This window comes from Ligilactobacillus agilis (assembly GCF_025311475.1).
Classification (GTDB): domain Bacteria; phylum Bacillota; class Bacilli; order Lactobacillales; family Lactobacillaceae; genus Ligilactobacillus; species Ligilactobacillus agilis.
The window spans coordinates 297,501-324,207 of sequence record NZ_CP104397.1 but is presented as its reverse complement, the minus strand read 5'-3'; the positions used below and the strand labels follow the sequence as shown (position 1 = coordinate 324,207).

The window sequence follows — 26,707 nt, the reverse complement described above, 5'->3', positions numbered from 1 at the left end:
ATTAAACTAAATATTGACTATTTAGCCAATTCAACGTCCACTAAATGATTGATTTTTCTGATCACACCACGCATAGCTGCGTTGTCAGGAACAACAACTGAGCTATTTACCTTGCCAAGGCCTAAACCTTTAACAATTTCACGTTGGTTTTGAGGACGTCCAATGACAGAACGAACTAATGTAACTTTTAAGTTAGCCATGAATATGTCCTCCTTACTCTGCTAAGTGTTGAACAGAAACGCCACGTAAAGCAGCAACTGCTTCAGCACTCTTCATGTTTGCTAAACCATCCATTGTAGCACGTACAACGTTGATTGGTGTGTTGGAACCTAATGATTTACTTGTAACATCACTAACACCTGCAAGTTCCATAACGGCACGAACCGCGCCACCAGCAGCAACTCCAGAACCGGCAATAGCTGGTTTCAACATGATACGACTACCACTGTATTGACCGACAACTTCGTGAGGAAGTGTTGTTCCGACCATAGGAACTTCGATTAAGTTCTTACGAGCAGCTTCAACAGCCTTACGGATAGCTTCTGGAACTTCTTGAGCCTTACCAGTACCAAAACCTACGTGGCCGTTGTGGTCACCGACAATTACTAAAGCGGCAAAACGAAGACGACGTCCACCTTTAACAACTTTAGTGATGCGGTTAATCGCTACAACGCGATCTTCTAATTCTAATTGAGCTGGATCAATAAAAGCCATTATCGTTATTTCCTCCTTTTCCTAAAAGTCTAAGCCATTTTCGCGCGCAGCTTCAGCTAAAGCTTGAACACGACCATGGTATAGGTATCCGCCACGATCAAATACAACTTCAGTGATACCCTTTTCTACAGCACGCTTTGCAACAACAGCCCCAACTGAAGCAGCTTGTTCAGTCTTGGTGTTGCCACTAACTTCACTGTCTAATGTAGAGGCACTAACTAGCGTCACACCCGCTACGTCATCAATAACTTGAGCGTAGATGTTTTTGTTTGAACGATAAACATTTAAGCGTGGGCACTCAGCAGTACCAGAGATCTTACCACGGACACGTGCATGACGTTTTTGACGTGTCTTATTCTTGTCTGGTTTTGAAATCACTTTTTTCACCTCTTAGATTTATTTGAACAGCCTATGCTGCATTATTATTTACCAGTCTTACCTTCCTTACGACGAACGAATTCACCAACATAGCGAATACCTTTGCCTTTGTAAGGTTCTGGTGCACGTGTAGCACGAACGCGGGCAGCCACGTCCCCTACGATTTCCTTGTTAATCCCAGAAACAGTAACTTGAGTAGCAGATGGAGTTGCAAATTCAATGCCATCTTCTTTTTCAAATTCTACTGGGTGTGAGTAACCAACGTTAAGAACTAACGTTGTACCCTTCATTTGCGCACGGTAACCAACCCCACGTAATTCAAGTTCCTTAGTGAAACCTTCAGTAACACCAACAACCATGTTGTGGAAGTTAGCACGTGTAGTACCGTGTAATGCTTTAGTCTTGTTATCTTCTGCTGAACGTTCAAAAGTAACAACGTTACCGTTGATGTTCATTTTGATCTTATCAGAAAATTCACGAGTTAATTCACCCTTAGGCCCCTTAACAGTAACCACGTTACCGTCTTGCTTAACTTCAACGCCTGCTGGTAAATCAACTTCCTTGTAACCAATACGACTCACTGGATGGACACCTCCTTATGGTTTTTATATATTACCAAACGTAAGCAATAACTTCGCCACCAATTTTCTTAGCGCGAGCCACTTTGTCTGTTACAACACCTTCAGATGTTGAGATGATTGCAATACCTAAACCATTTAAAACCTTAGGAACTGCATCTGCTTTTACGTATGAACGTAAACCTGGCTTGGAAATCCGACGGATACCAGAGATTACACGTTCATTGTTCTTACCATATTTCAAGAATACGCGGATAACGCCTTGCTTGTCGTCATCGATGTATTCAACATCGCGGATAAATCCTTCGTTCTTAAGGATTTCAGCGATATCACGCTTGATTTTTGAAGCAGGTGCTTCTACAGATTCGTGCTTTGCCATGTTGGCGTTACGAATACGTGTCAAGAAGTCTGCAATTGGATCAGTCATGACCATGTTTTGTTTGCCTCCTTTACCTTGTCTTTATGGTTTACCAGCTAGCTTTCTTCATACCAGGGATTTGACCCTTGTGAGCAAGATCGCGCAGGCAAACACGGCATAACTTAAATTTACGATAAACAGAATGTGGACGACCACAGCGTTCGCAACGTGAATATTCTTGAGTTGAGAACTTAGCTGGGCGTTTATTCTTTGCAATTTGTGATTTTTTAGCCAATGTTATAAGCCCCCTTATTTAGCGAATGGCATACCAAGTTGAGTTAATAATTCACGTGATTCTTCGTCAGTGTTAGCAGTTGTAACGATAACGATATCTAAACCACGAACTTTGTTAACATTATCAAAATCAATTTCAGGGAAGATTAATTGTTCCTTCACACCTAATGTATAGTTACCACGACCATCGAAAGCGCGCTTGCTTACACCGTGGAAGTCACGAACACGTGGTAAGGATACTGAAACTAACTTATCTAAGAATTCGTACATACGTTGGCCACGTAATGTAACCTTGGCACCGATAGCCATCCCTTCACGTAAACGGAAGCCGGCGATTGACTTCTTAGCACGAGTGATAACTGGCTTTTGACCAGCAATCAATGTTAATTCGTCAACAGCTTCATCTAAATTCTTAGCGTTGCTTACAGCATCACCAACACCCATGTTAAGAACAATCTTTTCAACCTTAGGTGCTTGCATGATTGATGAGTAGTTAAATTTTTCCATCAATGATGGGACAATTTCCTTGTCATATTTTTCTTTTAAACGGTTAACCATGAAGAAAGTATCCTCCTTTCCTTAACTAATTAAAGTGTTTTACCTGTCTTCTTAGAAACACGGACTTTCTTACCATCTTCTACCTTAAAGCCAACACGTGTTGCTTCGTTGTTAGAAGGATCGATGAGCATCACGTTAGAAACATGAATTGGTGCTTCAACTTCAACAATCCCACCGTTAGGATTTGCGTTAGTTGGCTTTTGGTGTTTCTTAACGATGTTGACACCTTTAACAATTACACGGTCCTTAGCAGGGAAAACTTTTTCAATAACGCCTTCCTTACCCTTATCTTTACCGGCAATTACCTTAACTTTATCATTCTTTTTAACGAACATTTTTCTTTGTGCACCTCCTTGCCAGATAGATGGTTATTATAATACTTCAGGTGCTAAGGAAACAATCTTCATGAAGTTTCCGTCACGCAATTCACGAGCAACTGGTCCGAAGATACGTGTACCTTTTGGTGATTTGTCTTCACCAATGATAACAGCAGCATTTTCATCAAACTTGATGTATGAACCATCTGCACGGTGTGCACCAGATTTTGTACGAACAACAACAGCTTTTACAACGTCACCCTTTTTGACAACGCCACCTGGTGTTGCTTGTTTAACAGTAGCAACAATGATGTCACCGATATTAGCAGTCTTCACACGAGAACCACCTAAAATCTTGATAACTAAGATTTCACGGGCACCGGAGTTATCAGCGACTTTCAAACGACTTTCTTGTTGGATCACGGTATGTGTCCTCCTTTCGTTATTAGATAAGAATACGAATCAACTGCAATTTATCTTAAATACAAACTAGATAATAACTGCTTTTTCAACGATTTCTAATAAACGGAAACGTTTTGTAGCTGACAATGGGCGAGTTTCCATAATCTTGACGATATCGCCAACTTTAGCTTGGTTGTTTTCGTCATGTGCTTTAAATTTCTTGGAATACTTAACACGTTTGCCGTAAACTTTGTGGTTCTTGTAAGTTTCAACAACAACAGTGATAGTTTTATCCATCTTGTCAGAAACGACACGTCCTTGGTAGACTTTGCGTTGGTTACGACCTTCACTCATTCGTGGTTAGCCTCCTTTTCGTATTCTATTTGTTTAATTCTGCTTGACGCAACGCAGTTTTAATGCGAGCGATATTCTTCCGTACTTTATTTAAGCGTGCGGTATTTTCTAATTGACCGGTAGCTAGTTGGAAGCGTAAGTTGAATAATTCTTCTTTGAATTGCTTTTCAAGATCAACTAATTCAGTTGAACTTAATGTCTTGATTTCATCTCTGACTTGCTTGTCTTTCTTTTCAAGAATTTCATTAGCCTTCATTTGATTCGCCACCTACTTCCTCACGTTTAACGAACTTAGTCTTAACTGGGAGCTTGTGGGAAGCTAAACGTAAAGCTTCACGTGCAACTTCTTCTGAAACACCATCGATTTCAAACATAACTTTGCCACGCTTTACAGGAGCTACCCAACCTTCAGGAGCACCTTTCCCAGAACCCATACGAACACCAATAGCTTTAGCTGTGTATGACTTGTGAGGGAAAATCTTGATCCAAACTTTCCCACCACGCTTCATGTAACGAGTCATCGCGATACGAGCAGCTTCGATTTGACGGTTTGTGATCCAGTGTGAACCAACAGCTTGTAAACCGTATTTACCAAAAGTAACTTCCTTGCCACCTTTAGCTTCACCACGCATCTTACCACGGAATTCGCGACGATGCTTTGTACGTTTTGGTACTAACATAGGTTAATTTCCCTCCTTTATTTTTCTTTCTTTGTAGGTAAAACTTCACCACGGTAAATCCAGACCTTAACACCTAATTTACCGTATGTAGTTGCAGCTTCAACCCATGCATAATCAATATCAGCACGTAATGTGTGCAAAGGAACAGTTCCTTCTGAGAAACGTTCTACCCGTGACATATCTGCCCCGTTCAAACGACCAGCAACTTGAACCTTGATACCCTTTGCGCCAGCACGCATTGTGCGTTGGATAGCTTGCTTCATAGCACGACGGAAAGCAACACGGTTTTCCAATTGTTGAGCAATGCTTTCACCAACTAATTTAGCTTCTAAATCAGGCTTCTTGATTTCCACAATGTTGATGTGTACTCGCTTGCCTGTTAAGTTGTTTAATTCTTCGCGAAGTTTTTCTACTTCAGAACCGCCTTTACCGATAACCATCCCAGGCTTAGCTGTGTGGATAGAAATGTTAACCCGCTTTGCAGCACGTTCGATTTCTACGGTAGAAACGGATGCGTCGGCTAATTTTGTTTCAATGTAGTTACGGATGTGTAAATCTTCGTGCAAGTTTGATGCAAAGTCTTTTTCAGCATACCATTTTGCATCCCAGTCACGAATGATTCCGACACGTAATCCAGTTGGATTTACTTTTTGACCCACGCGTTATCCCTCCTTATTTTACAGATACAACTACTGTGATATGACTTGTACGCTTGTTGATTGGAGAAGCGGAACCCTTAGCACGAGGACGGAAACGTTTCAATGTTGGTCCTTCGTTCACGAAAGCTTCGCTAACATATAAATCTTCAACATCTAAGTCAAAATTGTTTTCTGCGTTAGCAATTGCAGATTTTAAAACTTTTTCGATTAATTGGGCACCAGAACGTGGTGTGAATTTTAAAATTCCCAATGCGTCGGCAACACTCTTGCCACGAATAAGGTCGATCACTAGACGTGCTTTACGTGCAGGGATTCGAACTGTTTTGGCAGTTGCCTTTGCTGATGTTACTTGTTCAGCCATGTGATTTCCTCCCTATTATTTTCTTACGCCTGTCTTCTTATCGTCGGCTACGTGTCCGTGGAAAGTACGAGTAGGTACAAATTCACCTAACTTGTGGCCAACCATGTCTTCTTGGATGTAAACTGGCACATGCTTCCGCCCATCATAAACAGCGATTGTGTAACCAATAAAGCTAGGGAAAATTGTAGAACGACGTGACCATGTCTTGATAACGGACTTCTTTTCCTTATCAGCTTGTGCTTCAACCTTTTTCATCAAGTGTTCGTCGACGAAAGGTCCTTTTTTCAAACTACGACTCAACTGTGTATCCTCCTCTCAGATTACAGGATGAATCACTATGCAACTAGTGCTAAGTGATTACTTCTTACGTTTACGGATGATAAATTTGTTTGATTTAGCCTTCTTAGAACGTGTCTTAAGACCTGTAGTCTTCTTACCCCATGGTGACATAGGAGATGGACGACCAACAGGGGCTTTACCTTCCCCACCACCGTGTGGGTGATCGTTAGGGTTCATTACAGAACCACGAGATTGTGGACGCTTGCCGGCCCAACGTGAACGACCAGCTTTACCAACCTTAATTAATTCGTGTTGTTCATTACCAACAGCACCGATAGTAGCACGGCATGTTACAAGAATCATACGAGTTTCACCAGAAGCTAAACGTACGATTGCGTACTTGCCTTCCTTACCAAGTAATTGAGCTGAAGTACCAGCTGAACGAACTAATTGTCCACCCTTACCTGGCTTTAATTCGATGTTGTGAATAACAGTACCAACTGGGATATCAGCTAATGCTAAAGTGTTACCCACTTTGATATCAGCATTTTTACCAGATTGAACTTGTTGGCCAACTTCAAGGCCCTTTGGTGCAAGGATGTATGATTTCACACCATCAGCATAAACGATTAAAGCAATGTTAGCTGAACGGTTTGGATCATATTCGATTGCCTTAACGATTGCAGGAACGTCATCTTTAACACGCTTGAAATCGATCAAACGGTATTGACGCTTGTGACCACCACCACGGTGACGAACAGTGATACGACCGTATGAGTTACGACCTGCAGTCTTATTTAATGAAACAAGCAAGGACTTTTCTGGGCTTGTCTTTGTGATTTCTGCAAAGTCAGAACCAGTCATATTACGACGACCGTTAGAGGTTGGTTTGAATTTCTTGATTCCCACTATGTTTCCCTCCTGTTACAAAATTATCTCTTAGTCTTCAAAGAATTTAATTTCTTTTGAGTCGGCAGTTAAAGTAACGATAGCCTTACGACGTTTCTTAGTGAAACCTTCGTAGCGACCCATGCGCTTCTTTTTGCCCTTAACATTCATGATGTTTACCTTAGCAACCTTAACATCGAAGATGTCTTCGATAGCAAGCTTAACTTGTGTCTTAGTTGCGCGAGTGTCAACATCAAATGTGTAACGTTTGTTGTCCATGTCAGCCATAGAAGCTTCTGTGATGACCGGACGTAAAATTACATCGCGTGTTTCCATTATGCAAGAACCTCCTCTACTTGAGAAAGAGCTCCTTGAGTGATGACTAACTTGTCGTTGTTAACAACATCTAAAACATTTAAGCCCTTAGCTGGGATAACTGTAACGTTAGCTAAGTTACGAGCAGCTAAAGCAGCTTGCTTGTTGTCATCTTCAAGAACTACTAAAACCTTGGATTTAACATCTAAGTTATTTAAAACTTCCGCAAATGCCTTTGTCTTTGGTGCATCGAAGTTCAATGCATCAACTACAACTAAGCTTTCGTCTAAGACCTTTTGAGAAAGGACGGACTTGATAGCTAAGCGACGAACTTTGCGTGGAAGCTTGTATGCGTATGAACGTGGTGTAGGACCAAATACGGTACCACCACCAACCCATTGTGGTGAGCGGATAGAACCTTGACGAGCACGACCTGTACCCTTTTGACGCCATGGCTTCTTACCACCACCGCGAACAGCACTACGATTCTTAACAGCGTGTGTACCTTGACGTAATGAAGCACGTTGCATAAGCACTGCATCAAAGACAACGTTGTTGTTTGGTTCGATACCGAAAACTGCGTCGTTTAATGAAACTTCACCGTTTTGAGTACCATCTTGTTTGAATAATGCAACTGTTGGCATGTTAAAATTTCCTCCCTTCCTCTATTATTTAACTGCGCTCTTCACAACAACTAAGGACTTGTTTGCCCCTGGGACATTACCCTTAATCATAAGAACGCCATTTTCAACATCAGCTTTAACGATTTCCAAGTTTTGGATCGTTACTCGGTTACCACCCATACGTCCAGGTAATAATTTACCCTTCATAACACGGTTGATGATAACCCCCATTGAACCAGGTCGACGGTGGTAACGTGAACCGTGAGCCATAGGACCACGTGATTGTCCGTGGAACTTGATTGCCCCTTGGAAACCATGTCCTTTAGACGTACCTGTTACATCAACGATGTCGCCAGCTTCGAATAAGTCTGCCTTAACTTCGTCACCGACTTTGTATTCTCCAAGCTCAACATCGCGGATTTCACGAACGAAGCGCTTAGGAGCAGTATTTGCTTTTGCTGCATGACCTTTAGCAGGTTTGTTTGATAACACTTCACGTAAGTCATCGAAACCTAATTGAATAGCTTCGTAACCATCATTTTCCACTGTCTTAACTTGTAAAACAACGTTAGTACCAACTTCAACAACAGTTACAGGTACTAATTCGCCGTTTTCAGTGAAAACTTGTGTCATCCCTACTTTTTTCCCTAAGATTCCTTTAGTGGCCATGAGTACACCTCCAATTAATTTTTTATTTATTCAGTAAATTATAATTTAATTTCAATGTCAACACCAGATGGTAAGTCAAGCTTCATTAATGAGTCAACAGTCTTTGGTGTTGGGTTAACAATATCGATTAAACGCTTGTGTGTGCGCATTTCGAATTGTTCACGAGAATCCTTGTATTTGTGTGGTGAACGAATAACCGTATATAATGTACGTTCCGTTGGTAGTGGAATCGGACCAGAAATTTGTGCACCTGTTCTCTTTGCTGTTTCAACAATCTTGTCAGCAGATTGATCTAAAATTCTGTGTTCGTAAGCTTTTAAACGAATACGAATTTTTTGTTTTGCCATTGTGTTCCCTCCTTCGTCTATTTTAAAAATAAGACTAGCTCCGTAGAAATTACCGCCACGCTCGTGGCAAAGCATCCGGGTGTGTCGCAACCTTCTACATCATAGCTTATTCAAAAATGTGTAACAACTAATATAATACTTGTCCCTTGCACAAGTACCTTTCTATAATATTACAAGTAAAAATATTTTGCAAGAACTTTTCAGCGTTTTTTGAAAAATATTTTTTTGCTTTTCTAGCTAATTTCTTCTATATTAAAGATAACTTTTCTAAGGAGGTTTTCCTATGCCTAAAGCACTTTTAATTATCGATTATACTAACGACTTTGTTGCTACCAATGGTGCCCTAACCTGTGGCCAAGTTGCCCAGGATTTAGCCCCAACTATCATTGACCTGGCTGACTCTTTCCTAGCTGCCGGCGACTATGTAATTCTTCCGACTGACTGCCACCACCTAAACGATCCTTACCACCCTGAAAACAAACTCTTTCCCCCACATAATATAGAAGGAACTTGGGGGCAAGAATTTTACGGACCCTTAAACGACTGGTATCAAGCCCACCAAGATTCTGAAAACGTCTATGCATTTGCTAAGAACCGCTACTCTAGTTTTCAAAATACCAACTTAGATAATTACTTGCGCAGTCGGCAAATTACCGACCTAACCTTAAGCGGGGTTTGCACCGACATTTGCGTCTTACATACAGCAGTCAGCGCCTATAACTTAAACTACCAGTTAACTATCCCTAAAAAGGCTGTTGCCAGCTTTGATGCAAACGGTCATGACTGGGCCTTAAACCACTTCAAGACTTGCTTAGGGGCTAAATTAATCTAAATAAAAAGAGGTTGAGCCAAAACTCAACCTCTTTTTATTAACTTAATTATTCAGCGTTGCCACCGTTTTTCTTGATGATTTCATCTTGAATTGACTTAGGCACTGGTTCGTAGTGGTCCATAGTCATTGTGAATGTACCACGACCTTGAGTTGCTGAACGTAAAGTAGTTGCGTAACCAAACATTTCAGCCAATGGTACAAAGGCATTAACAACTTGTGCATTACCACGAGCTTCCATACCTTCAACCCGACCACGACGAGCTGTAACGTGGCCCATAACATCACCCAAGTTATCTTCAGGAGCAATGATTTCAACCTTCATCACTGGTTCAAGGATTACGGCACCAGCCTTAGGAGCGGCGTTACGTAATGCAAGGGAAGCAGCAACCTTGAAGGCAGCTTCACTAGAGTCGACATCGTGGTAGCTACCATCATATAACTTAGCCTTAACATCGATTAATGGGTAACCTGCTAAGACCCCGTTTTGCATAGCTTCTTTCAAACCTTGTTCAACTGAAGGAATGTATTCACGAGGAACAACCCCACCGACGATAGCATCTTCGAATTCGAAGCCTTTACCTTCTTCGTTAGGAGTAAATTCAACCCAAACATCCCCGTATTGACCTTTACCACCAGATTGGCGAACAAATTTACCTTGAGCGGAAACTTGCTTAGTAAATGTTTCACGGTAAGCAACTTGTGGAGCACCAACAGTTGCTTCAACGTTAAATTCACGCTTCATACGGTCAACGATGATATCTAAGTGCAATTCACCCATCCCGGCGATTAAAGTTTCACCAGTTTCTGGGTTAGTTTCTGCCTTGAAAGTAGGATCTTCTTCAGCAAGTTTTTGTAAAGCAACATCCATCTTATCTTGGTCAGCTTTTGACTTAGGTTCAACAGAAACTTGGATAACTGGTTCTGGGAATTCCATTGATTCAAGTAATAATGGAGTCTTAGGATCAGTTAATGAGTCCCCAGTAGTAGTGTTCTTCAAACCGATAGCAGCGGCGATATCACCTGAGAATACTTCAGGGATTTCAGTCCGGTTGTTTGAGTGCATTTGAAGTAAACGACCTACACGTTCACGCTTGCCCTTAGTTGCGTTCAAGACGTATGAACCAGCTTCTAAAGTCCCAGTGTAAACACGGAAGAAAGTTAAACGACCAACGAATGGATCAGTTGCAATCTTGAAGGCCAAACCAGCAAATGGCTTGTTATCGTCAGCAATCAATTCAACCTCTTCGTCAGTGTCAGGGTTAGTTGCCTTGTATGGCTTAACATCAACTGGTGATGGTAAGTAGTCGTTAACCCCATCAAGCATCATTTGCACACCTTTGTTCTTGAAGGCAGAACCAGCAAAGACTGGGTAAACATCCAAGTTCAAAGTAGCTTGACGAATCGCTGCCCGGATTTCATCGTTGGAAATTTCTTGACCATCAAGATATTTTTCCATGATGTCTTCGTTAACATCAGCTAAAGCTTCAATCATTTCATCACGACGTGATTCAGCTTCTTCCTTGTATTCGTCAGGAACATCAACAACATCCCATTTTGAACCAAGTTCATCTTCATCGTATAAATCGGCCTTCATTTCGATCAAGTCGATAACACCTTCAAATTGATCTTCTGCACCGATAGGCATTTGAACTGGTAATGGGTTAGCTTGCAAACGGTCCTTGATTGTGCTTACTGAGTAGTCAAAGTTAGCCCCAATCTTATCCATCTTGTTAATGAAAACAATACGTGGAACACCGTATGTAGTAGCTTGACGCCATACGTTTTCTGTTTGTGGTTCTACCCCTGATTGAGCATCCAAAACAACAACGGCACCATCAAGAACACGTAATGAACGTTCAACTTCGACAGTGAAGTCAACGTGCCCTGGGGTATCGATGATGTTGATGCGGTGGTCTTTCCATTGCGCTGTAGTAGCGGCAGATGTGATAGTAATCCCACGTTCTTGTTCTTGTTCCATCCAGTCCATTTGGGAAGCACCATCGTGTGTTTCACCAATCTTGTGAATCTTACCTGTGTAGTACAAGATACGTTCGGTAGTAGTTGTCTTACCAGCATCGATGTGGGCAACAATACCGATGTTACGTGTTTTTTCCAATGGGAATTCACGTTTGTTTGCCATGTGAGAGTCTCTCTCCTTCCAAAAATCAAATAGTTAAAAGTAATACACTTATATTATAAAGCTTTAGGCGCTTTTTTCAAAAAAATGACTACTATAGATTGTAGCAATCGTATAATAGCCATTTGGAAAAATCTTACCAACGGTAGTGTGCAAAAGCACGGTTAGCGTCAGCCATCTTATGTGTGTCTTCACGTTTCTTAACAGAAGCACCAGTGTTGTTAGCTGCGTCCATGATTTCTTTTGCCAAACGTTCTGGCATTGTGTGTTCACCACGTAAACGTGAGTAGTTTACTAACCAACGTAAACCTAAAGTAGTCCGACGGTCTGGACGAACTTCGATAGGAACTTGGTAGTTAGAACCACCAACACGGCGAGCCTTAACTTCAAGAACAGGCATGATGTTCTTCATTGCTTCTTCGAAGACTTCTAATGGATCATTACCTGTTTGTTCCTTAATAATATCAAATGCTTGGTATAAAATTTTTGATGCAGTCCCACGCTTACCATCTAACATTAAACGGTTGATTAAGCGAGTAACCAATTTTGAGTTATAAATTGGATCTGGGAGTACTTCGCGTTTTGCTACGGCACCTTTTCTTGGCATCTAAAATGACCTCCTCAAATACTAGTTACTTTTCGTTTTTAATTACTTATTTTAAAATTATTTCTTAGGTTTCTTTGTACCATACTTAGAACGGCTTTGCATACGACCGTCAACACCGGCTGTATCCAAGGCACCACGAACGATGTGGTAACGAACCCCAGGTAAGTCTTTTACACGACCACCACGGATAAGTACAACACTGTGTTCTTGTAAGTTGTGGCCAATCCCTGGGATGTAAGCTGTAACTTCGATTAAGTTTGATAAACGAACACGAGCATACTTACGTAAAGCAGAGTTAGGCTTCTTAGGTGTCATTGTACCGACACGAGTAGCAACCCCACGTTTTTGTGGTGCAGAGTTGTTAGTTTGCACTTTCTTAAATGAGTTATACCCAAAGTTTAAAGCTGGGGCATTAGATTTTGAACCTTTAGATTTACGACCCTTACGAACTAATTGGTTGATTGTAGGCATCTAAAGCTTCCTCCTTCCTTATTTCCTAATTATTTAAGTCCACACATCCAGGAGTTTCTTTTTTAGGTTTAAAAAAATTACGTCCGAGACGCATGTTGAAATGTGTGCCAAGCTCACAGCCAGCACGATCTTGGAATCATCCAAGAGAACTGTTCACATAAAGCACCTTTAATAGGTTACCACAATCAGCCCGTTAAAGTCAACGCCCGATTTTACTTTAATTTTATTTTTGACAAAAAAAGATTAATTTCACTTTTTTTGCGTATATCTATATATAGGGAGGGATTTTCATGTATTTATTTGCTGTTTTTTGTTACGCCACCGTTTGGGCTTCATTTTCTAGCTGCTATGCTTATCGCTATGCTCATAGCGAATCAATTTTTTACCCTGGTTCCTACTGTGATTACTGCCACCATCCCCTTAACTTTTGGCAACTAATTCCCATCTTAGGTTTTTGCTTACAACGGGGACGCTGTTACTACTGCCACCACAAAATTTCCTTGCACTCGACATTGGTTGAACTTACTTTTGGCCTATATATGCTCAGCCTTTTCGCTTCTAAAGCGCCACACCTTTGGGCTAGCCTTTCAATTTTTTGTGCCTGGAGTCTACTGCTCGCCCTCAGCGACTACTTAACGCAAAGCGTCCCCGCGTTTGAACTTTACCTCGGTGGCCTAGTCTTATTAACTCAAAAACTAAGTTGGCCCCCACTTGAACCGGGCTGTAGCTTGTGTTTCTTAGTTATTTTAGTAGGTGCAACCTACCTGCAACTTTTAGGCAGTGGGGATTTAATTTACCTTGGCTTTTTATGGGCTAGTTTTGGCATACAGTTTCTACTCGCTACCACTTGCTTAGCCTCCTGTCTTGCTTTATGTTACTTTAGCCTAAAAAAAGACCGCCCAACTTCACTTGCCTTTATCCCCTTTTTGACTACTGCTAGCTTTATACTGCTCTACTTTTTAGTATAAAAGGCGCTCTAAAGTCTCAATACCTTACTTAGATTTTAAAATAAAAGGCATACATTCATAAGAACGTATACCTCAGCAATCATTTTATCTCTTAGTAGCCTACGACAAGGGTATAATTTAGCGTTTTCTTCACAGCCACCAGTTGGGAGTAATATCTCCTAATGTAACGACCTGTTTTTCCTCATAATCTAGCATAATTTCAATACCGAGATAATTATCAGGCATTAATTGTGTCATCAATTCCCGGCAAGCACCACAAGGCGGAATAGCTTTACCATTTCGGCCAATAGCCATAACACGCCGAATAGCACTCTCACCGCTAGTAATCATGTTTGCGATGGCATTTCTTTCTGCACACATTCCTAAAGAACAAGCAGTATCAATGCAAACACCGGTATAGATAGTCCCCTTCGAAGTTAGAATTGCAGCGGAAACCCCACCCGCTTCAACTAACGAAGAAATTTTCCTATCAAATTGTACATTCCGTGCGGCAACATACATCTTGTCCCAGGTCCCATCAAATTGGAAAAGAGCACGTGTTTCTATATTACGTACAAAACTCTCTTTACCCTCGAAATAACTATCAATATCATCAGAAAATCGATGTGCAAGTTCAGTTTTAATTTGTGCATACTCAGCTCGTTCCTGTGCGTGTGTCCGCAAATAATTACTAAACGCAAGGTGCCGACTAATATTATCCCAATCGTCTGCTTGAAAAATATGAATATGATGTGTTTGTTCATCTTTACCTTTGCAAAGGTAACGTCTACCCGCTATACCAAACTCACCTAGATACTCATAGCCTATTTTTAAAAGGTCTTTTGCAATATTATCTACCTTTGCAAGACTTCTTACGACAACCATAATGTCAATAATAGGTTTGGCTGCTAACCCATCCACAGAAGTACTTCCAATATGATAAATTGCAATCAAGTTATCTGCAAAAATCTCTTTGATTAACAATGCTTCTTGTTCATATTTTTTCTTCCAAATTGGATTATAATCTACTACAACGACGTGTCGACTCATATACACACCCACTCTCTGATTTACTTTTTGTATTATATCACTCTACTATAGCCCTGGGTACCATCACATTAGACTCACTTATTCACTAGCTGTTTTCTAAATAAAAAATGCGAAGCCAAAAGCTTTCACTTCTGACTTCGCATTTTATCTAGTTATTAGTCTTCAGAGCTAGTTGACTCTGCTTTTTCCTTGAGGGATTTTTCCACGTCTGAAATGGAATAAACACTCTTAGAAACAGTTCCCACTTCTTCAGGTTGAATATCACGGTACTTCTTCATCCCTGTACCGGCAGGAATAATCTTACCGATGATAACATTTTCCTTCAAACCAACTAATGGGTCATTCTTGCCACGAATTGCAGCGTCAGTAAGAACCCGCGTTGTTTCTTGGAAGGAAGCAGCTGATAAGAAACTGTTTGTTTCCAAGGAAGCCTTAGTAATCCCAAGAAGCACTGGCCGAGCAGTTGCTGGGATACCACCGCTAATTAAAGTATCGGTGTTGCGATCCTTAAAGTCACTGATATCCATCAATGTTCCTGGAAGCATGTCGGTGTCACCTGGATCCATAATCCGAACCTTCCGCAACATTTGGCGGGCCATAACTTCAACGTGCTTATCTGAGATTTCTACCCCTTGCATCCGGTAAACTTTTTGAACTTCGCGCAAGATGTAGTTTTCAGTTGATAAGACATCCCGAACTAAAATCAATTCCTTAGGATCGATTGAACCTACAGTCAAGGCATCCCCACGGTGAACAGCGTCGCCTTCCTTAACCTTCAATACAGAAGTGAATGGTAAGCTGTAAACCCGGGTGTCTGTTTCACCCTTAACAGTAACTTCCTTAGTCCGTTCTGCTGGGTTTTCTTCGATAGTTTCAACAATCCCTGTAACTTCGGTGATTTGAGCCCGCCCTTTAGGGTTACGTGCTTCAAAAATTTCTTGAACACGAGGAAGCCCTTGAGTAATATCGTCACCGGCAACCCCCCCAGTGTGGAAGGTACGCATAGTTAACTGAGTACCAGGTTCACCGATTGATTGGGCGGCTACAGTTCCGACTGCTTCACCAACTTCAACTTCGTCACCAGTAGCCATGTTCCGACCATAGCAGTGTTCACAGACACCGTGACGCGTGTTGCAAGTGAAGGCTGAGCGAATAGTTACCATTTCAACGCCAGCATCAACAACTGCTTGTGCCATTTCTTCGTCAATCATTACGTTAGCTGGAACAATCACTTCACCAGTAGCTGGATTCTTAACGGTCTTCATAGTGTAACGACCTAAAATCCGGTCATAAAGTGGTTCAATCATTTCGTTACCTTCACGGATAGCTGTGACATCCAAACCACGGTCTGTCCCACAATCCTTTTCACGAATGATAACATCTTGAGCAACATCAACTAAACGACGAGTCAAGTAACCAGAGTCGGCAGTCTTCAAGGCCGTATCAGTCATCCCTTTACGTGCCCCGTGAGTAGAAATAAACATTTCCAAAACAGAAAGTCCTTCACGGAAGTTGGCGATAACTGGAAGTTCCATTGTCTTACCGTTAGGAGCGGCCATCAAACCACGCATCCCGGCTAACTGAGTAAAGTTGGAGATGTTACCACGAGCACCTGAATCACTCATCATTTGGATTGGGTTAGATGGGTCCATGTTTTCAACCAGCTTGTTTTGGATGTCATCTTTAGCCTTGTTCCAAATAGCAATAACGTTGTTGTAACGTTCGTCTTCGGTAATCAAACCACGCCGGAATTGCTTAGCAACGTTAGCAACTTCTTTGTGGGCTTGTTCAACGATAGCTGGTTTTTCCTTAAGATCAGTAACGTCGGCAATCCCCACTGTCAACCCAGACTTAGTTGATTCATAGTAACCAAGGTCTTTCATGCGGTCAAGCAATTCAGCAGTTGCTGTCACCTTGTAGTCCTTGTAAACTTGGGCAATGATATCGGATAAGAAGCCTGACTTAAATGGTCCTACCAATGGTGCTTGCGCCAAGTATTCATGAATGTCTTGACCTGGTTCTAAGAAATACTTGTCTGGAACTTTACCTGTCAAGTTTTCACTTGTTGGTTCGTTCAAGTAAGGGAAATCAGCTGGTAAGATTTCGTTAAAGATGGCTTTACCAGCGGTAGTTACTAAAATCCGGTCTTTTTGCCATTGAGTAAATGGCTTACCTGCCTTAACTAAGCTATCAGTTTGCAAACCAATCCGAGTGTGCAAGTGCACGTAGTTGTTTTGGTAAGCAGTCCGCACTTCGTTAACATCCTTGAAGATCATCCCTTCGCCTTCACGGTTAGCTTCTTCAATTGTAATGTAGTAGTTACCGATGGTCATATCTTGAGATGGTGAGATGATTGGCTTCCCATCTTTTGGAGCCAAGATGTGGTGGGCAGCTAACATTAATAACCTTGCTTCTGCTTGAGCTTCTGCTGACAATGGAACGTGGATGGCCATTTGGTCCCCATCAAAGTCGGCGTTATAAGCTTCGCAGGCAAGTGGGTGAAGCCGCATTGCTTTCCCATCAACCAAAGTTGGTTCGAAGGCTTGGATCCCTAAACGGTGAAGCGTAGGGGCCCGGTTTAAAAGCACTGGGTGTTCCTTGATAACTTCTTCTAAAACATCCCAGATATCATCGTCACGGCGGTCAATCTTACGCTTAGCGTTCTTGATGTTTGAGGCCATTTCACGTTGAACTAATTCTTTCATCATGAATGGTTTGAACAATTCAAGCGCCATTTCGTGAGGAATCCCCATTTGACTAAGTTTTAACTTAGGACCAACGTCGATAACGGAACGACCAGAGTAGTCAACCCGCTTCCCAAGTAAGTTTTGCCGGAAACGACCTTGCTTACCTTTAAGCATGTGAGAAAGTGACTTAAGTGGGCGGTTACCTGGTCCCACAACAGGACGACCACGACGACCGTTATCCACTAAGGCATCGACAGCTTCTTGCAACATCCGCTTTTCGTTTTGAACGATAATTCCAGGTGCGTGTAGGTCTAACAAACGTTGTAACCGATTGTTTCTGTTGATAACCCGCCGGTATAAGTCGTTCAAGTCAGAAGTAGCGAAGCGGCCCCCTTCTAATTGAACCATTGGGCGTAAATCAGGTGGGATAACTGGCACTGCATCCATAACCATCCAAGCAGGATCATTACCTGATTTTAAGAAGGCTTCTAAGATGTCTAAGCGCCGCACTGCCCGAGTCCGCTTTTGACCAGTAGCTTCCTTTAATTCTTCTTTTAATTCAGCACATTCTTTTTCAAGGTCAACGTCATTTAATAAAGTCCGAATTGCTTCAGCCCCCATCGCAGCCTTGAACTTACCAGGATATTCAGCTGACTTTTCACGGTATTCGCGTTCAGTCATTAGCTGTTTCTTTTCTAATGGAGTATCACCTGGGTCTGTTACCACGTAAGAAGCAAAGTAGATTACTTCTTCTAACGCACGAGGACTCATATCTAAAACAAGACCCATGCGGCTAGGAATTCCTTTGAAATACCAAATGTGGGTTACAGGTGCAGCCAATTCGATGTGACCCATCCGTTCACGCCGAACTTTAGAGCGAGTAACTTCGACATGACATTTATCACAGATTAAGCCCTTGTAACGAATCCGCTTATACCTACCACAGGCACATTCCCAATCTTTTGTAGGTCCGAAAATTCTTTCATCAAATAGCCCATCTTTTTCTGGTTTCAATGTACGGTAGTTGATAGTTTCTGGTTTTCTAACTTCCCCATAAGACCATGAACGAATCTTATCGGATGAAGCTAGGCCGATTTGCATACTATCGAATTTATTGACATCGATCAAAGGACCGACCTCCCTTATTATTAATTGCTCTGTTACTAACTACTTTTCGTTTTGTGCTTCAGCCGTCTTTGTTTCTTCAGCCTTAGCCTTTTCAATCTTACTTAAGTTAAGAACCTTTTCCTTGTTGCCGTCTTCTTCATCTTCGTCTTCTTTATCACGAAGTTCGATTTCATTCTTGTCAGCGTCAAGTACTTTCATATCTAACCCTAAGGCTTGTAATTCTTTAACTAACACACGGAATGATTCTGGCACACCAGGTTGTGGAATTTGTTCACCCTTAACGATTGCTTCGTAAGTCTTAACCCGTCCGACAACGTCATCAGACTTGTATGTCAAGATTTCTTGTAGGGTGTAAGCAGCCCCGTAAGCTTCTAGGGCCCAAACTTCCATTTCCCCGAAACGTTGGCCCCCAAATTGAGCCTTACCACCAAGTGGTTGTTGAGTAACCAATGAGTAAGGTCCAATTGAACGAGCGTGAATCTTATCATCAACCATGTGGGCTAATTTCATGTAGTACATAACCCCAACGGCAATCCGGTTATCGAAGGCTTCACCAGTCCGACCATCGTATAGGACAGTCTTACCATCGCTTGGTAACCCAGCTTCCTTTAAGGCACCCCAAATATCTTCATCACGAGCCCCATCAAAAACAGGAGAAGCAACGTGGATGCCTAATTTACGAGCAGCCATCCCTAAGTGCAAGTCTAATACTTGCCCAATGTTCATACGTGAAGGCACACCCATTGGTGAAAGCATGATATCGATTGGAGTACCATCAGGCATAAATGGCATATCTTCTTCTGGAATAACAACGGACACAGTCCCCTTGTTACCGTGACGACCGGCCATCTTATCCCCAACTTGTAACTTCCGCTTTTGGGCGATGTATACCCGCACCATTTGGTTAACACCTGGTGACAATTCGTCGCCTGCTTCGCGGGTAAAGATCTTAACATCTTGGACGATACCGCCACCACCGTGAGGTACCCGTAGAGAAGTATCACGTACTTCACGTGCCTTTTCTCCGAAGATAGCGTGCAAGAGCCGTTCTTCAGCTGATAATTCAGTCATTCCCTTAGGAGTAACCTTACCAACTAAGATATCGCCGTCTTTTACTTCTGCCCCAATACGGATAATCCCAAATTCATCGAGGTTCTTCAAAGCATCTTCACCGACGTTAGGGATTTCACGAGTGATTTCTTCAGGCCCTAACTTAGTGTCACGCGCTTCTGATTCATGTTCTTCAATGTGAATTGAAGTGTAAACATCTTCTTTAACTAGGCGTTCGTTGATGGCAATCGCATCTTCGAAGTTGTAACCATCCCAAGTCATGAAGGCAATCAATGGGTTTTGACCTAAGGCTAATTCACCTTGTTCCATTGATGGACCGTCAGCTAATACTTCGTCAGCATCAACTCGGTCACCTACTCTAACGATTGGTGTTTGGTTGTAGTTCTTACCACCGTTGGAACGACGGAACTTCATCAATTTGTACTTGTCTAAAGAACCATCGTCACGGCGAACCCGAACCTCACGAGCATCAACGTATTCAACTACCCCGGCATGTTCTGAAATTAAAGCATCACCAGAGTCGTGGGCAGCCTTATATTCAATCCCAGTCCCAACAAGTGGTGCATGTGGTTGAATCAAAGGAACAGCTTGCCGTTGCATGTTGGCCCCCATCAAGGCCCGGTTGGAGTCATCGTTTTCCAAGAATGGAATACATGCTGTCGCAACAGCAACTACTTGCTTAGGAGAAACGTCCATGTAGTCAACTTTGTCAATTGAAACTTCGATGTTTTCATCCTTGTGCCGAGCCATAACCACGTCGTCAACGAATGAACCATCATCGTTTAATGGTGAGTTGGCTTGGGCTACGATGTAGTTATCTTCTTCATCGGCAGTTAGATAATCAATCTTATCTGTAACCTTGTGAGTTTCCCAAGAAACACGCCGATAAGGAGATTCAACGAAACCGTAACGGTTAACCCGTGCATAAGATGACAAGGAGTTAATCAACCCGATGTTAGGACCTTCAGGGGTTTCAATTGGACACATCCGGCCATAGTGAGTATAGTGCACGTCCCGCACTTCGTAACCAGCCCGGTCACGAGTCAAACCACCAGGCCCTAAGGCTGACAGACGACGTTTGTGGGTCAATTCACCCAATGGGTTAGTTTGATCCATGAACTGTGATAACTGGGAAGAACCAAAGAATTCTTTGATTGATGCTACCACTGGCCGAATGTTGATTAACTGTTGTGGGGTTACCGTAGCTGTATCTTGAATTGACATTCTTTCACGAACAACACGTTCCATCCGAGATAAACCGATTCTGAATTGGTTTTGCAGTAATTCACCAACTGAACGAATCCGCCGGTTACCCAAGTGGTCAATATCATCAGTTGAACCAATACCTTCTTGTAAGTTAAAGAAGTAGTTCATTGATGCCAAGATATCTGCTGGGGTAATGTGTTTAAAGTCAATGGAGATGTTACCATTGCCAATCATGTTTACAACTCGTTCAGGGTCTACTTGTGAGTAAACCTTGATGATTTGTAAAGTCATATCTTCTTGGACAACCCCTTCAGATGATGGGGTGAATGTAACCATCTTGAAGTCATCACGAGCCAAGTATGGAGCTAATTTTTCCATTACGCGCTTATCAATTACTTCATCTTTAGCAACGATAATTTCCCCTGTTTCAGGATCAACTAAGGTTTCTGCTAACCGTTGGTTCAATAACCGGGTCTTTAAATCCAACTTCTTGTTAATCTTATAACGACCAACTGGTGCTAAGTCATAACGTTTTGGATCAAAGAAACGAGCTGTTAATAAACTCCGTGATGAATCAGCAGTCTTAGGTTCACCCGGACGTAAGCGTTCGTAGATGTCCTTTAATGCTTCTTCTACCCGGGAATCCTCAGTATTTTTATGAACATCCTTTTCCAAAGTTAGGTTTAAGCTGTCGCTTTCAGTCCCTAAGATTTGAACGATGTCGCTATCTGTTTCATACCCTAAAGCCCGAACTAATTCGGTCAAAGGAATCTTCCGGGTCCGGTCAATTCGAACGTAAGCCACGTTTTTAGCATCTGTTTCATATTCTAACCAAGCACCCCGGTTAGGAATAACAGTCGTGCCAAAGTTTTCCCGACCATTCTTATCTAATTCAGAGTTGAAATAAACCCCTGGTGAACGAACTAATTGGGAAACAATAACACGTTCTGCCCCGTTGATAATAAATGTCCCTTGCTTAGTCATTAATGGGAAATCACCAAAGAAGACGTCTTGAGATTTAATTTCGTCTGTTTCATGGTTGATTAAACGTAGAGTCACATGCAATGGTGCTGAGTAGTTTGCATCGTGTTCCCGTGCTTCATCAACTGTATACTTAGGTTCTAATAATTGATAATCAACAAATTCAAGTGATAAGTTACCTTGGAAATCCTCGATAGGCATGATATCATCAAACATTTCCCGTAAACCTTCATCTAAGAACCATTTGTAGGAGTCAGTTTGAATTTCAATCAAGTTAGGTAAATCGAGCACTTCTTTAATGCGAGAATAACTTCTACGTACACGGTGCTTACCGTATTTTACTAAGTGTCCTGCCAAGTTGTTCACCTCTCAAAATATTTCTGCGAATTTACGACTGAAAATATTACATTTATGTTACAAATACAATTTCACGCAAATTTTCAGTGAATTTTGGCAAAAAAAAACCAAAAACAGAGTCAGTAGCCTTAGCTTCCCTTCACTATTTTTGCTTCTTCATTCACTTATTATGGACAATAGATCATAATAAGTATCTAAATTCACAGTTTTTGCATCTAATAATTATAGCCACTAATAAGATTTTTGTCAATACAAAAAAAGACTTTCATCAAAAAATGAAAGTCTTTTTCAAACTAATCCTATTTAGTTGAAACCGGGCTAGCTTCCTTAACATTTAACGTTATCTTACCCTTCGAAGCTCCCAAGGTTACGGTAGCACCTTGAACAATTTGGCCCATCAAGAGTGCATCACTCAATTTATCTTCAACCTTATTTTGTAAGGCTCGTCTAATTGGTCTAGCACCATATTCGGGATCAAAGCCCGCCTTAGCGATAACATCAATAGCAGCCGGCGTAATTTTTAATTTCACATCTTTTTGTGCTAACCGGTCCACGATTTGCTTAGCCATCTTCTTAACGATTTCATGTAATTCCTCTTTAACTAGAGAATGGAAGATGACAATCTCATCAATTCGGTTTAGGAATTCCGGTCTGAAACTCTTCTTTAAAGCTTCGCGAATCTTAGCCGACATTGCCGCGTACTCATCGCTCGGTTTAGCTACCCCAAAACCAACTGCCTTATCATCCCTTAAGGCAGTTGCCCCTAAGTTAGAGGTCATAATAATGATGGTGTTTCTAAAATCTACCCGTCTTCCCTTCGAGTCAGTCAAGTAACCATCGTCTAGGACTTGTAATAAAATGTTAAACACATCTGGGTGTGCCTTTTCAACCTCGTCTAAAAGCACTACGGAATAAGGTTTATTTCTAACCTTTTCCGTTAACTGGCCACCTTCATCATAACCAACGTAACCTGGAGGAGAACCGACTAGGCGACTAGTGGAGTATTTCTCCATGTATTCACTCATATCAATCCTAATCATTGAATCTTCGTCGCCAAACATTGCTTGTGCTAAGGCCTTGGCTAACTCTGTCTTCCCCACACCAGTTGGGCCTAAGAACATGAAGGAACCAATTGGACGACCTGGGTCACTTAAACCACTGCGTGCCCGCCTAATTGCCTTAGCTACAGCGCTGACAGCCTCTGCTTGTCCCACCACTCGTTCGTGAAGAACCTTTTCCAAGTTAATCAGGCGCTCACTTTCAGTCTTGGTCATCTGAGTTACTGGCACTCCGGTCCAATCAGCAACTACCCCGGCCACGTCTTGCGCAGTAACTTTAATATTAAATTCTAACTTCTTAGCTTTTTCTTCCTCACGCCGCTTCATCTCTGCCAATTTTTGCCGCAATTTTAGCTCTTGGTTCCGCAGCTTAGCAGCTTCTTCGAAGTCTTCACGCAGCAAAGCTTCATCTTTAGCATGGGAAAGTTCGTCTAGTTTTAACTTGCTTTCTGAAAGTTTGCTCTTCTTTTCAGAATGAGCAATTCTAACCCGGGCAGCCGATTCGTCCATTAAATCAATCGCCTTATCTGGCAAGAAACGGTTGGTGATATAACGGCTACTATAATCGACCGCCGCTTTTAACGCTTCGTCGGTCAATTTTACCTTATGAAACTTTTCATACCGTGGTCTAAGCCCCGTTAAAATTTCCAACGTAACTTTCTTAGTTGGTTCTTCGACGTTGACGCGGGCAAAGCGTCGTTCTAAGGCCGCATCTGATTCGACATACTTTTGATATTCATCTAAAGTTGTTGCCCCAATCACTTGAACTTCGCCGCGAGCTAACGCTGGTTTCAAAATATTGGAAGCATCAATTGCGCCCTCGGCACCACCGGCCCCAATTAAGGTATGCAGTTCATCAATAAATAAAATCACATTCCCATCTTGGTAGATTTCGTCTAGAATCTTCTTAAGGCGGTCTTCAAACTCACCCCTAAACTTTGTCCCGGCTACCAACGAACCCATATCTAACATCATAATCCGCTTGGTCAAAAGGTTATCTGGAACTTGTTCTAACACAATCTTTTGAGCTAAGCCTTCAGCCACGGCGGTCTTACCAACCCCAGGTTCACCAAGTAAAACTGGATTATTTTTAGTCCGCCTACTCAACACTTGAATAACTCGTTTAATTTCTTGGTCCCTACCAACAACTGGATCTACCTCTTGATTGGCAGCCATCGCCGTTAAGTCCCTAGCTAATTCATCTAAAGTTGGAGTTTTTTCTTGGTTTTTCATGTTGTTAGCCCGGGTAGCTTTCCGAACTTGGACAGGACTAACCCCTAATTGATGATAAATGGACTGCTTAATCCTTTTTACATCAACATTTAAACTAGCTAAAATCCGTGAAGAAACAATCGTTTCATCGTCTAATAAGGCTAAAAGGATGTGTTCTGTCCCTACCTTAGCGGCATTTAGAATACTTGCTTCGTTTTTGGCCTTTTCTAATACAGCCTTAGCCTTAGGCGAATATGGCAAGTAATTATCAGGCGCCTGTCTTCTTAAGTTACCATAGCCCGTAAGCCGTTCAATTTCTTCTCGAATATCGGTTGCTGTGATAACATTTTGCCGTAAAACCTTATTGGCGATACCATTTTCTTCGAGGGACAGTGCTAATAAGAGGTGCTCTGTCCCAATTGCTTGATGCTTAAAGTAGTTCGCCTGTTCTTGGGCGAGTATCAGGACGCGGTTAGCACTCGGAGTATATAGTTCGTCCATCATAATCCCTTCTTTCTTTAGATTAATCAGCGCATCTTAATCGTTCTAAAATTCCAACCAAAATTCTAGCGCGAACTGCATCTTCTAATTTTTTATCAGCAAAAGCTAAAGTCGACCGTTCAATGGTTGCTAAAATCAAATTAGCCTCGCGTCTACTGATTAGTTTTTCTTCATAGAGGCTTTGGACTACCTGTAAGCCCCGGCTGGCATTGATACTAGTACCAATATAAGCGGTTAATTCATCAAGAATATCTGTATCATCTATCAAATTAACTTTGGCGATTCTGATGTAGCCACCACCCCCTCGCTTACTTTGAACTAAGTAACCATTAGGAATCGTAAAACGCGTCTTAATTACGTAGTTTATCTGTGAAGGTACGCAGTTGAATAACTCTGCTACTTCGGAACGCTTAATTTCAATTTGCTGAGAATCCGCTAAAATATCCTTTAAATACTGTTCGATAATATCAGAAATATTGCGACTCTGCATAAAAAGACCTTCCTTTGTTTGACTATTGTTGACTTTTATTATAAACAATAGCGTCTATAAAATGCAAAAAATTGAGTCACATCCCGGTACTCTTAAGACCCTGATTATCGGGAAAACAGGATTTGAACCTGCGACTTCCACGTCCCGAACGTGGCGCTCTACCAAGCTGAGCTATTTCCCGTCTATATTAGTTATTATACACCAATATAACAAAAAAGGACTTCCACGAAGTAAATTCATGAAAATCCTTTAAGGCAATAAAAAATCGGGAAGACAGGATTCGAACCTGCGACCCCCTGGTCCCAAACCAGGTGCTCTACCAAGCTGAGCTACTTCCCGAAATAAAAAAATGCACCCAGTAGGAGTCGAACCTACAACCTTCTGATTCGTAGTCAGACACTCTATCCAGTTGCGCTATGGGTGCATATATAAAAAACAAAATGCCGAGGACCGGAATCGAACCGGTACGGTGATCACTCACCGCAGGATTTTAAGTCCTGTGCGTCTGCCAGTTCCGCCACCCCGGCATAATGTAAGAGCGGAAGACGGGATTCGAACCCGCGACCCCCACCTTGGCAAGGTGATGTTCTACCACTGAACTACTTCCGCATATGCCGACTAGACGATTCGAACGCCCGACCCTCTGATTACAAATCAGATGCTCTACCAACTGAGCTAAGTCGGCATACCATTATGGTGATTATTGAGTCATCATAAATCTCATAAGAGCTATGACTATGAGTCGTGACAGGCTCGAACTGTCGACCCTCTGATTAAAAGTCAGATGCTCTACCAACTGAGCTAACGACTCAAGATGGAGGATACAGGGCTCGAACCTGTGACCCTCTGCTTGTAAGGCAGACGCTCTCCCAACTGAGCTAATCCTCCAAATCGCACGGCAACGTCCTACCCTCACAGGAGGCGTTCCTCCAACTACTCTCGGCGCTATGAAGCTTAACTTCTGTGTTCGGAATGGGAACAGGTGTAGCCTTCATGCCATCGTCACCGCACTATTTTTTTAAGAGAACTTGTTCTCTCAAAACTAGATTTTATTCTTTTCCTTTGAACTTTCCGAAAAAACTTACGTTTTTTTACTTGGTTAAGTCCTCGACCGATTAGTAATGGTCCGCTTCATACGTCACCGCACTTCCACTTCCATCCTATCTACCTGATCATCTCTCAGGGGTCTTACTTCCTT

Annotated in this window: 29 protein-coding genes, 8 tRNA genes, 2 rRNA genes and 1 pseudogene (1 of these 40 running past the window's edge); 2 read left to right on the top strand and 38 right to left on the bottom strand. The window is 42.0% G+C overall.

The annotated features are described in order from the left end of the window. Positions 1 to 17: 17 nt before the first annotated feature. From rpmD to rpsJ, 20 genes and pseudogenes are all read right to left on the bottom strand, one after another. On the bottom strand, positions 18 to 200 hold the full coding sequence (rpmD, locus tag N4597_RS01470) for a 50S ribosomal protein L30 (protein ID WP_050610987.1): 183 nt from the start codon (positions 198 to 200) through the stop codon (positions 18 to 20). 13 nt (positions 201 to 213) lie between these two features. Continuing rightward, positions 214 to 714 (bottom strand): 30S ribosomal protein S5, encoded by a 501-nt coding sequence (gene rpsE / locus N4597_RS01465; protein WP_050610986.1) that lies wholly within the window; start codon positions 712 to 714, stop codon positions 214 to 216. A gap of 21 nt (positions 715 to 735) precedes the next feature. After that, positions 736 to 1,092 carry a 50S ribosomal protein L18 gene (gene rplR / locus N4597_RS01460; RefSeq protein WP_082174171.1) on the bottom strand — a complete coding sequence of 119 codons (357 nt, stop codon included), beginning with the start codon at positions 1,090 to 1,092 and terminating at the stop codon, positions 736 to 738. A 44-nt stretch (positions 1,093 to 1,136) separates the two neighbouring features. Beyond that, positions 1,137 to 1,673 (bottom strand): 50S ribosomal protein L6, encoded by a 537-nt coding sequence (rplF, locus tag N4597_RS01455; protein ID WP_056976960.1) that lies wholly within the window; start codon positions 1,671 to 1,673, stop codon positions 1,137 to 1,139. A 31-nt stretch (positions 1,674 to 1,704) separates the two neighbouring features. Beyond that, a complete protein-coding gene (gene rpsH / locus N4597_RS01450; protein WP_050610983.1) occupies positions 1,705 to 2,103 on the bottom strand; it encodes a 30S ribosomal protein S8 in 399 nt (132 codons plus the stop codon). Between the two features lie 34 nt (positions 2,104 to 2,137). Then, positions 2,138 to 2,323: a type Z 30S ribosomal protein S14 gene (locus N4597_RS01445; protein WP_082174170.1), complete on the bottom strand. Its 186-nt coding sequence runs from the start codon at positions 2,321 to 2,323 to the stop codon at positions 2,138 to 2,140. Between the two features lie 14 nt (positions 2,324 to 2,337). Next, positions 2,338 to 2,880: a 50S ribosomal protein L5 gene (gene rplE / locus N4597_RS01440; RefSeq protein ID WP_050610982.1), complete on the bottom strand. Its 543-nt coding sequence runs from the start codon at positions 2,878 to 2,880 to the stop codon at positions 2,338 to 2,340. A gap of 29 nt (positions 2,881 to 2,909) precedes the next feature. After that, positions 2,910 to 3,215, bottom strand: a complete 306-nt coding sequence (gene rplX, locus N4597_RS01435) for a 50S ribosomal protein L24 (protein ID WP_050610981.1) — start codon at positions 3,213 to 3,215, stop codon at positions 2,910 to 2,912. A gap of 36 nt (positions 3,216 to 3,251) precedes the next feature. Further along, complete coding sequence (gene rplN / locus N4597_RS01430) at positions 3,252 to 3,620, bottom strand: 50S ribosomal protein L14 (protein WP_003692955.1); 369 nt, start codon at positions 3,618 to 3,620, stop codon at positions 3,252 to 3,254. Between the two features lie 66 nt (positions 3,621 to 3,686). Continuing rightward, positions 3,687 to 3,953 carry a 30S ribosomal protein S17 gene (gene rpsQ, locus N4597_RS01425; RefSeq protein ID WP_050610980.1) on the bottom strand — a complete coding sequence of 89 codons (267 nt, stop codon included), beginning with the start codon at positions 3,951 to 3,953 and terminating at the stop codon, positions 3,687 to 3,689. A 25-nt stretch (positions 3,954 to 3,978) separates the two neighbouring features. After that, positions 3,979 to 4,209 (bottom strand): 50S ribosomal protein L29, encoded by a 231-nt coding sequence (rpmC, locus tag N4597_RS01420; protein WP_050610979.1) that lies wholly within the window; start codon positions 4,207 to 4,209, stop codon positions 3,979 to 3,981. Continuing rightward, positions 4,199 to 4,633, bottom strand: coding sequence for a 50S ribosomal protein L16 (rplP, locus tag N4597_RS01415; RefSeq protein WP_050610978.1), 435 nt, complete (start codon positions 4,631 to 4,633; stop codon positions 4,199 to 4,201). The genes rpmC and rplP overlap by 11 nt, the downstream gene beginning before the upstream one ends. Then, positions 4,587 to 5,292: pseudogene (rpsC, locus tag N4597_RS01410) on the bottom strand (30S ribosomal protein S3). The gene rplP and the pseudogene rpsC overlap by 47 nt, the downstream one beginning before the upstream one ends. A gap of 13 nt (positions 5,293 to 5,305) precedes the next feature. Next, positions 5,306 to 5,653, bottom strand: a complete 348-nt coding sequence (gene rplV, locus N4597_RS01405) for a 50S ribosomal protein L22 (protein WP_050610976.1) — start codon at positions 5,651 to 5,653, stop codon at positions 5,306 to 5,308. Positions 5,654 to 5,668: 15 nt separating this feature from the next. After that, positions 5,669 to 5,953 carry a 30S ribosomal protein S19 gene (gene rpsS / locus N4597_RS01400; protein WP_050610975.1) on the bottom strand — a complete coding sequence of 95 codons (285 nt, stop codon included), beginning with the start codon at positions 5,951 to 5,953 and terminating at the stop codon, positions 5,669 to 5,671. 57 nt (positions 5,954 to 6,010) lie between these two features. Further along, the gene (gene rplB / locus N4597_RS01395) at positions 6,011 to 6,841 is read right to left on the bottom strand and encodes a 50S ribosomal protein L2 (protein WP_056976958.1); all 831 of its coding nucleotides are present in this window, start codon (positions 6,839 to 6,841) and stop codon (positions 6,011 to 6,013) included. A 30-nt stretch (positions 6,842 to 6,871) separates the two neighbouring features. Then, positions 6,872 to 7,156, bottom strand: a complete 285-nt coding sequence (gene rplW, locus N4597_RS01390) for a 50S ribosomal protein L23 (RefSeq protein WP_260904249.1) — start codon at positions 7,154 to 7,156, stop codon at positions 6,872 to 6,874. After that, positions 7,156 to 7,779 carry a 50S ribosomal protein L4 gene (gene rplD / locus N4597_RS01385; protein ID WP_050610972.1) on the bottom strand — a complete coding sequence of 208 codons (624 nt, stop codon included), beginning with the start codon at positions 7,777 to 7,779 and terminating at the stop codon, positions 7,156 to 7,158. Before rplD ends, rplW begins: the two co-directional genes overlap by 1 nt. A 24-nt stretch (positions 7,780 to 7,803) precedes the next feature. Further along, entirely contained in the window at positions 7,804 to 8,427 is a 624-nt protein-coding gene (gene rplC, locus N4597_RS01380) for a 50S ribosomal protein L3 (RefSeq protein WP_056976956.1), read from the bottom strand. Positions 8,428 to 8,465: 38 nt separating this feature from the next. Then, the gene (rpsJ, locus tag N4597_RS01375) at positions 8,466 to 8,774 is read right to left on the bottom strand and encodes a 30S ribosomal protein S10 (RefSeq protein ID WP_023859562.1); all 309 of its coding nucleotides are present in this window, start codon (positions 8,772 to 8,774) and stop codon (positions 8,466 to 8,468) included. Positions 8,775 to 9,057: 283 nt separating this feature from the next. On the opposite strand from rpsJ, the gene N4597_RS01370 reads away from it, so the two are divergent. After that, positions 9,058 to 9,606 (top strand): cysteine hydrolase family protein, encoded by a 549-nt coding sequence (locus N4597_RS01370; RefSeq protein ID WP_056976955.1) that lies wholly within the window; start codon positions 9,058 to 9,060, stop codon positions 9,604 to 9,606. Positions 9,607 to 9,652: 46 nt separating this feature from the next. Here the strand turns inward: N4597_RS01370 and fusA are convergent, their stop codons facing one another. From fusA to rpsL, 3 genes are all read right to left on the bottom strand, one after another. Next, positions 9,653 to 11,746, bottom strand: a complete 2,094-nt coding sequence (gene fusA / locus N4597_RS01365; RefSeq protein WP_050610969.1) for an elongation factor G — start codon at positions 11,744 to 11,746, stop codon at positions 9,653 to 9,655. A gap of 133 nt (positions 11,747 to 11,879) precedes the next feature. After that, on the bottom strand, positions 11,880 to 12,350 hold the full coding sequence (gene rpsG / locus N4597_RS01360; protein WP_050610968.1) for a 30S ribosomal protein S7: 471 nt from the start codon (positions 12,348 to 12,350) through the stop codon (positions 11,880 to 11,882). A gap of 57 nt (positions 12,351 to 12,407) precedes the next feature. After that, positions 12,408 to 12,821, bottom strand: coding sequence for a 30S ribosomal protein S12 (gene rpsL, locus N4597_RS01355; protein ID WP_050610967.1), 414 nt, complete (start codon positions 12,819 to 12,821; stop codon positions 12,408 to 12,410). A 290-nt stretch (positions 12,822 to 13,111) separates the two neighbouring features. Here rpsL and N4597_RS01350 point away from each other — a divergent pair, with 290 nt between their 5' ends. Next, positions 13,112 to 13,789: a prepilin peptidase gene (locus tag N4597_RS01350; RefSeq protein WP_260904248.1), complete on the top strand. Its 678-nt coding sequence runs from the start codon at positions 13,112 to 13,114 to the stop codon at positions 13,787 to 13,789. A gap of 129 nt (positions 13,790 to 13,918) precedes the next feature. On the opposite strand, the gene N4597_RS01345 is transcribed toward N4597_RS01350, so the two are convergent. From N4597_RS01345 to N4597_RS01275, 15 genes are all read right to left on the bottom strand, one after another. Beyond that, the gene (locus N4597_RS01345) at positions 13,919 to 14,818 is read right to left on the bottom strand and encodes a GrpB family protein (protein WP_260904247.1); all 900 of its coding nucleotides are present in this window, start codon (positions 14,816 to 14,818) and stop codon (positions 13,919 to 13,921) included. A gap of 155 nt (positions 14,819 to 14,973) precedes the next feature. After that, positions 14,974 to 18,633 carry a DNA-directed RNA polymerase subunit beta' gene (gene rpoC / locus N4597_RS01340; protein ID WP_089144513.1) on the bottom strand — a complete coding sequence of 1,220 codons (3,660 nt, stop codon included), beginning with the start codon at positions 18,631 to 18,633 and terminating at the stop codon, positions 14,974 to 14,976. A 39-nt stretch (positions 18,634 to 18,672) separates the two neighbouring features. Then, positions 18,673 to 22,257 (bottom strand): DNA-directed RNA polymerase subunit beta, encoded by a 3,585-nt coding sequence (gene rpoB, locus N4597_RS01335; protein WP_260904243.1) that lies wholly within the window; start codon positions 22,255 to 22,257, stop codon positions 18,673 to 18,675. A gap of 290 nt (positions 22,258 to 22,547) precedes the next feature. Continuing rightward, entirely contained in the window at positions 22,548 to 25,019 is a 2,472-nt protein-coding gene (locus N4597_RS01330) for an ATP-dependent Clp protease ATP-binding subunit (protein ID WP_172577597.1), read from the bottom strand. 22 nt (positions 25,020 to 25,041) lie between these two features. Further along, positions 25,042 to 25,509, bottom strand: a complete 468-nt coding sequence (locus tag N4597_RS01325; RefSeq protein ID WP_170091252.1) for a CtsR family transcriptional regulator — start codon at positions 25,507 to 25,509, stop codon at positions 25,042 to 25,044. A gap of 107 nt (positions 25,510 to 25,616) precedes the next feature. Next, positions 25,617 to 25,690, bottom strand: a tRNA-Pro gene (locus N4597_RS01320). A gap of 84 nt (positions 25,691 to 25,774) precedes the next feature. Then, a tRNA-Pro gene (locus N4597_RS01315) sits at positions 25,775 to 25,848 on the bottom strand. Positions 25,849 to 25,859: 11 nt separating this feature from the next. Next, positions 25,860 to 25,933: transfer RNA gene (locus N4597_RS01310), tRNA-Arg, on the bottom strand. Between the two features lie 17 nt (positions 25,934 to 25,950). Next, positions 25,951 to 26,036 (bottom strand) — tRNA-Leu (locus N4597_RS01305). A 10-nt stretch (positions 26,037 to 26,046) separates the two neighbouring features. Beyond that, positions 26,047 to 26,118, bottom strand: a tRNA-Gly gene (locus N4597_RS01300). Positions 26,119 to 26,121: 3 nt separating this feature from the next. After that, positions 26,122 to 26,194: transfer RNA gene (locus tag N4597_RS01295), tRNA-Thr, on the bottom strand. Positions 26,195 to 26,247: 53 nt separating this feature from the next. Beyond that, a tRNA-Lys gene (locus tag N4597_RS01290) sits at positions 26,248 to 26,320 on the bottom strand. Positions 26,321 to 26,324: 4 nt separating this feature from the next. Beyond that, a tRNA-Val gene (locus tag N4597_RS01285) sits at positions 26,325 to 26,397 on the bottom strand. Between the two features lie 5 nt (positions 26,398 to 26,402). Then, positions 26,403 to 26,519, bottom strand: a 5S ribosomal RNA gene (gene rrf / locus N4597_RS01280). A gap of 85 nt (positions 26,520 to 26,604) precedes the next feature. Next, positions 26,605 to 26,707, bottom strand: a 23S ribosomal RNA gene (locus N4597_RS01275); it runs 2,815 nt beyond the window's last position.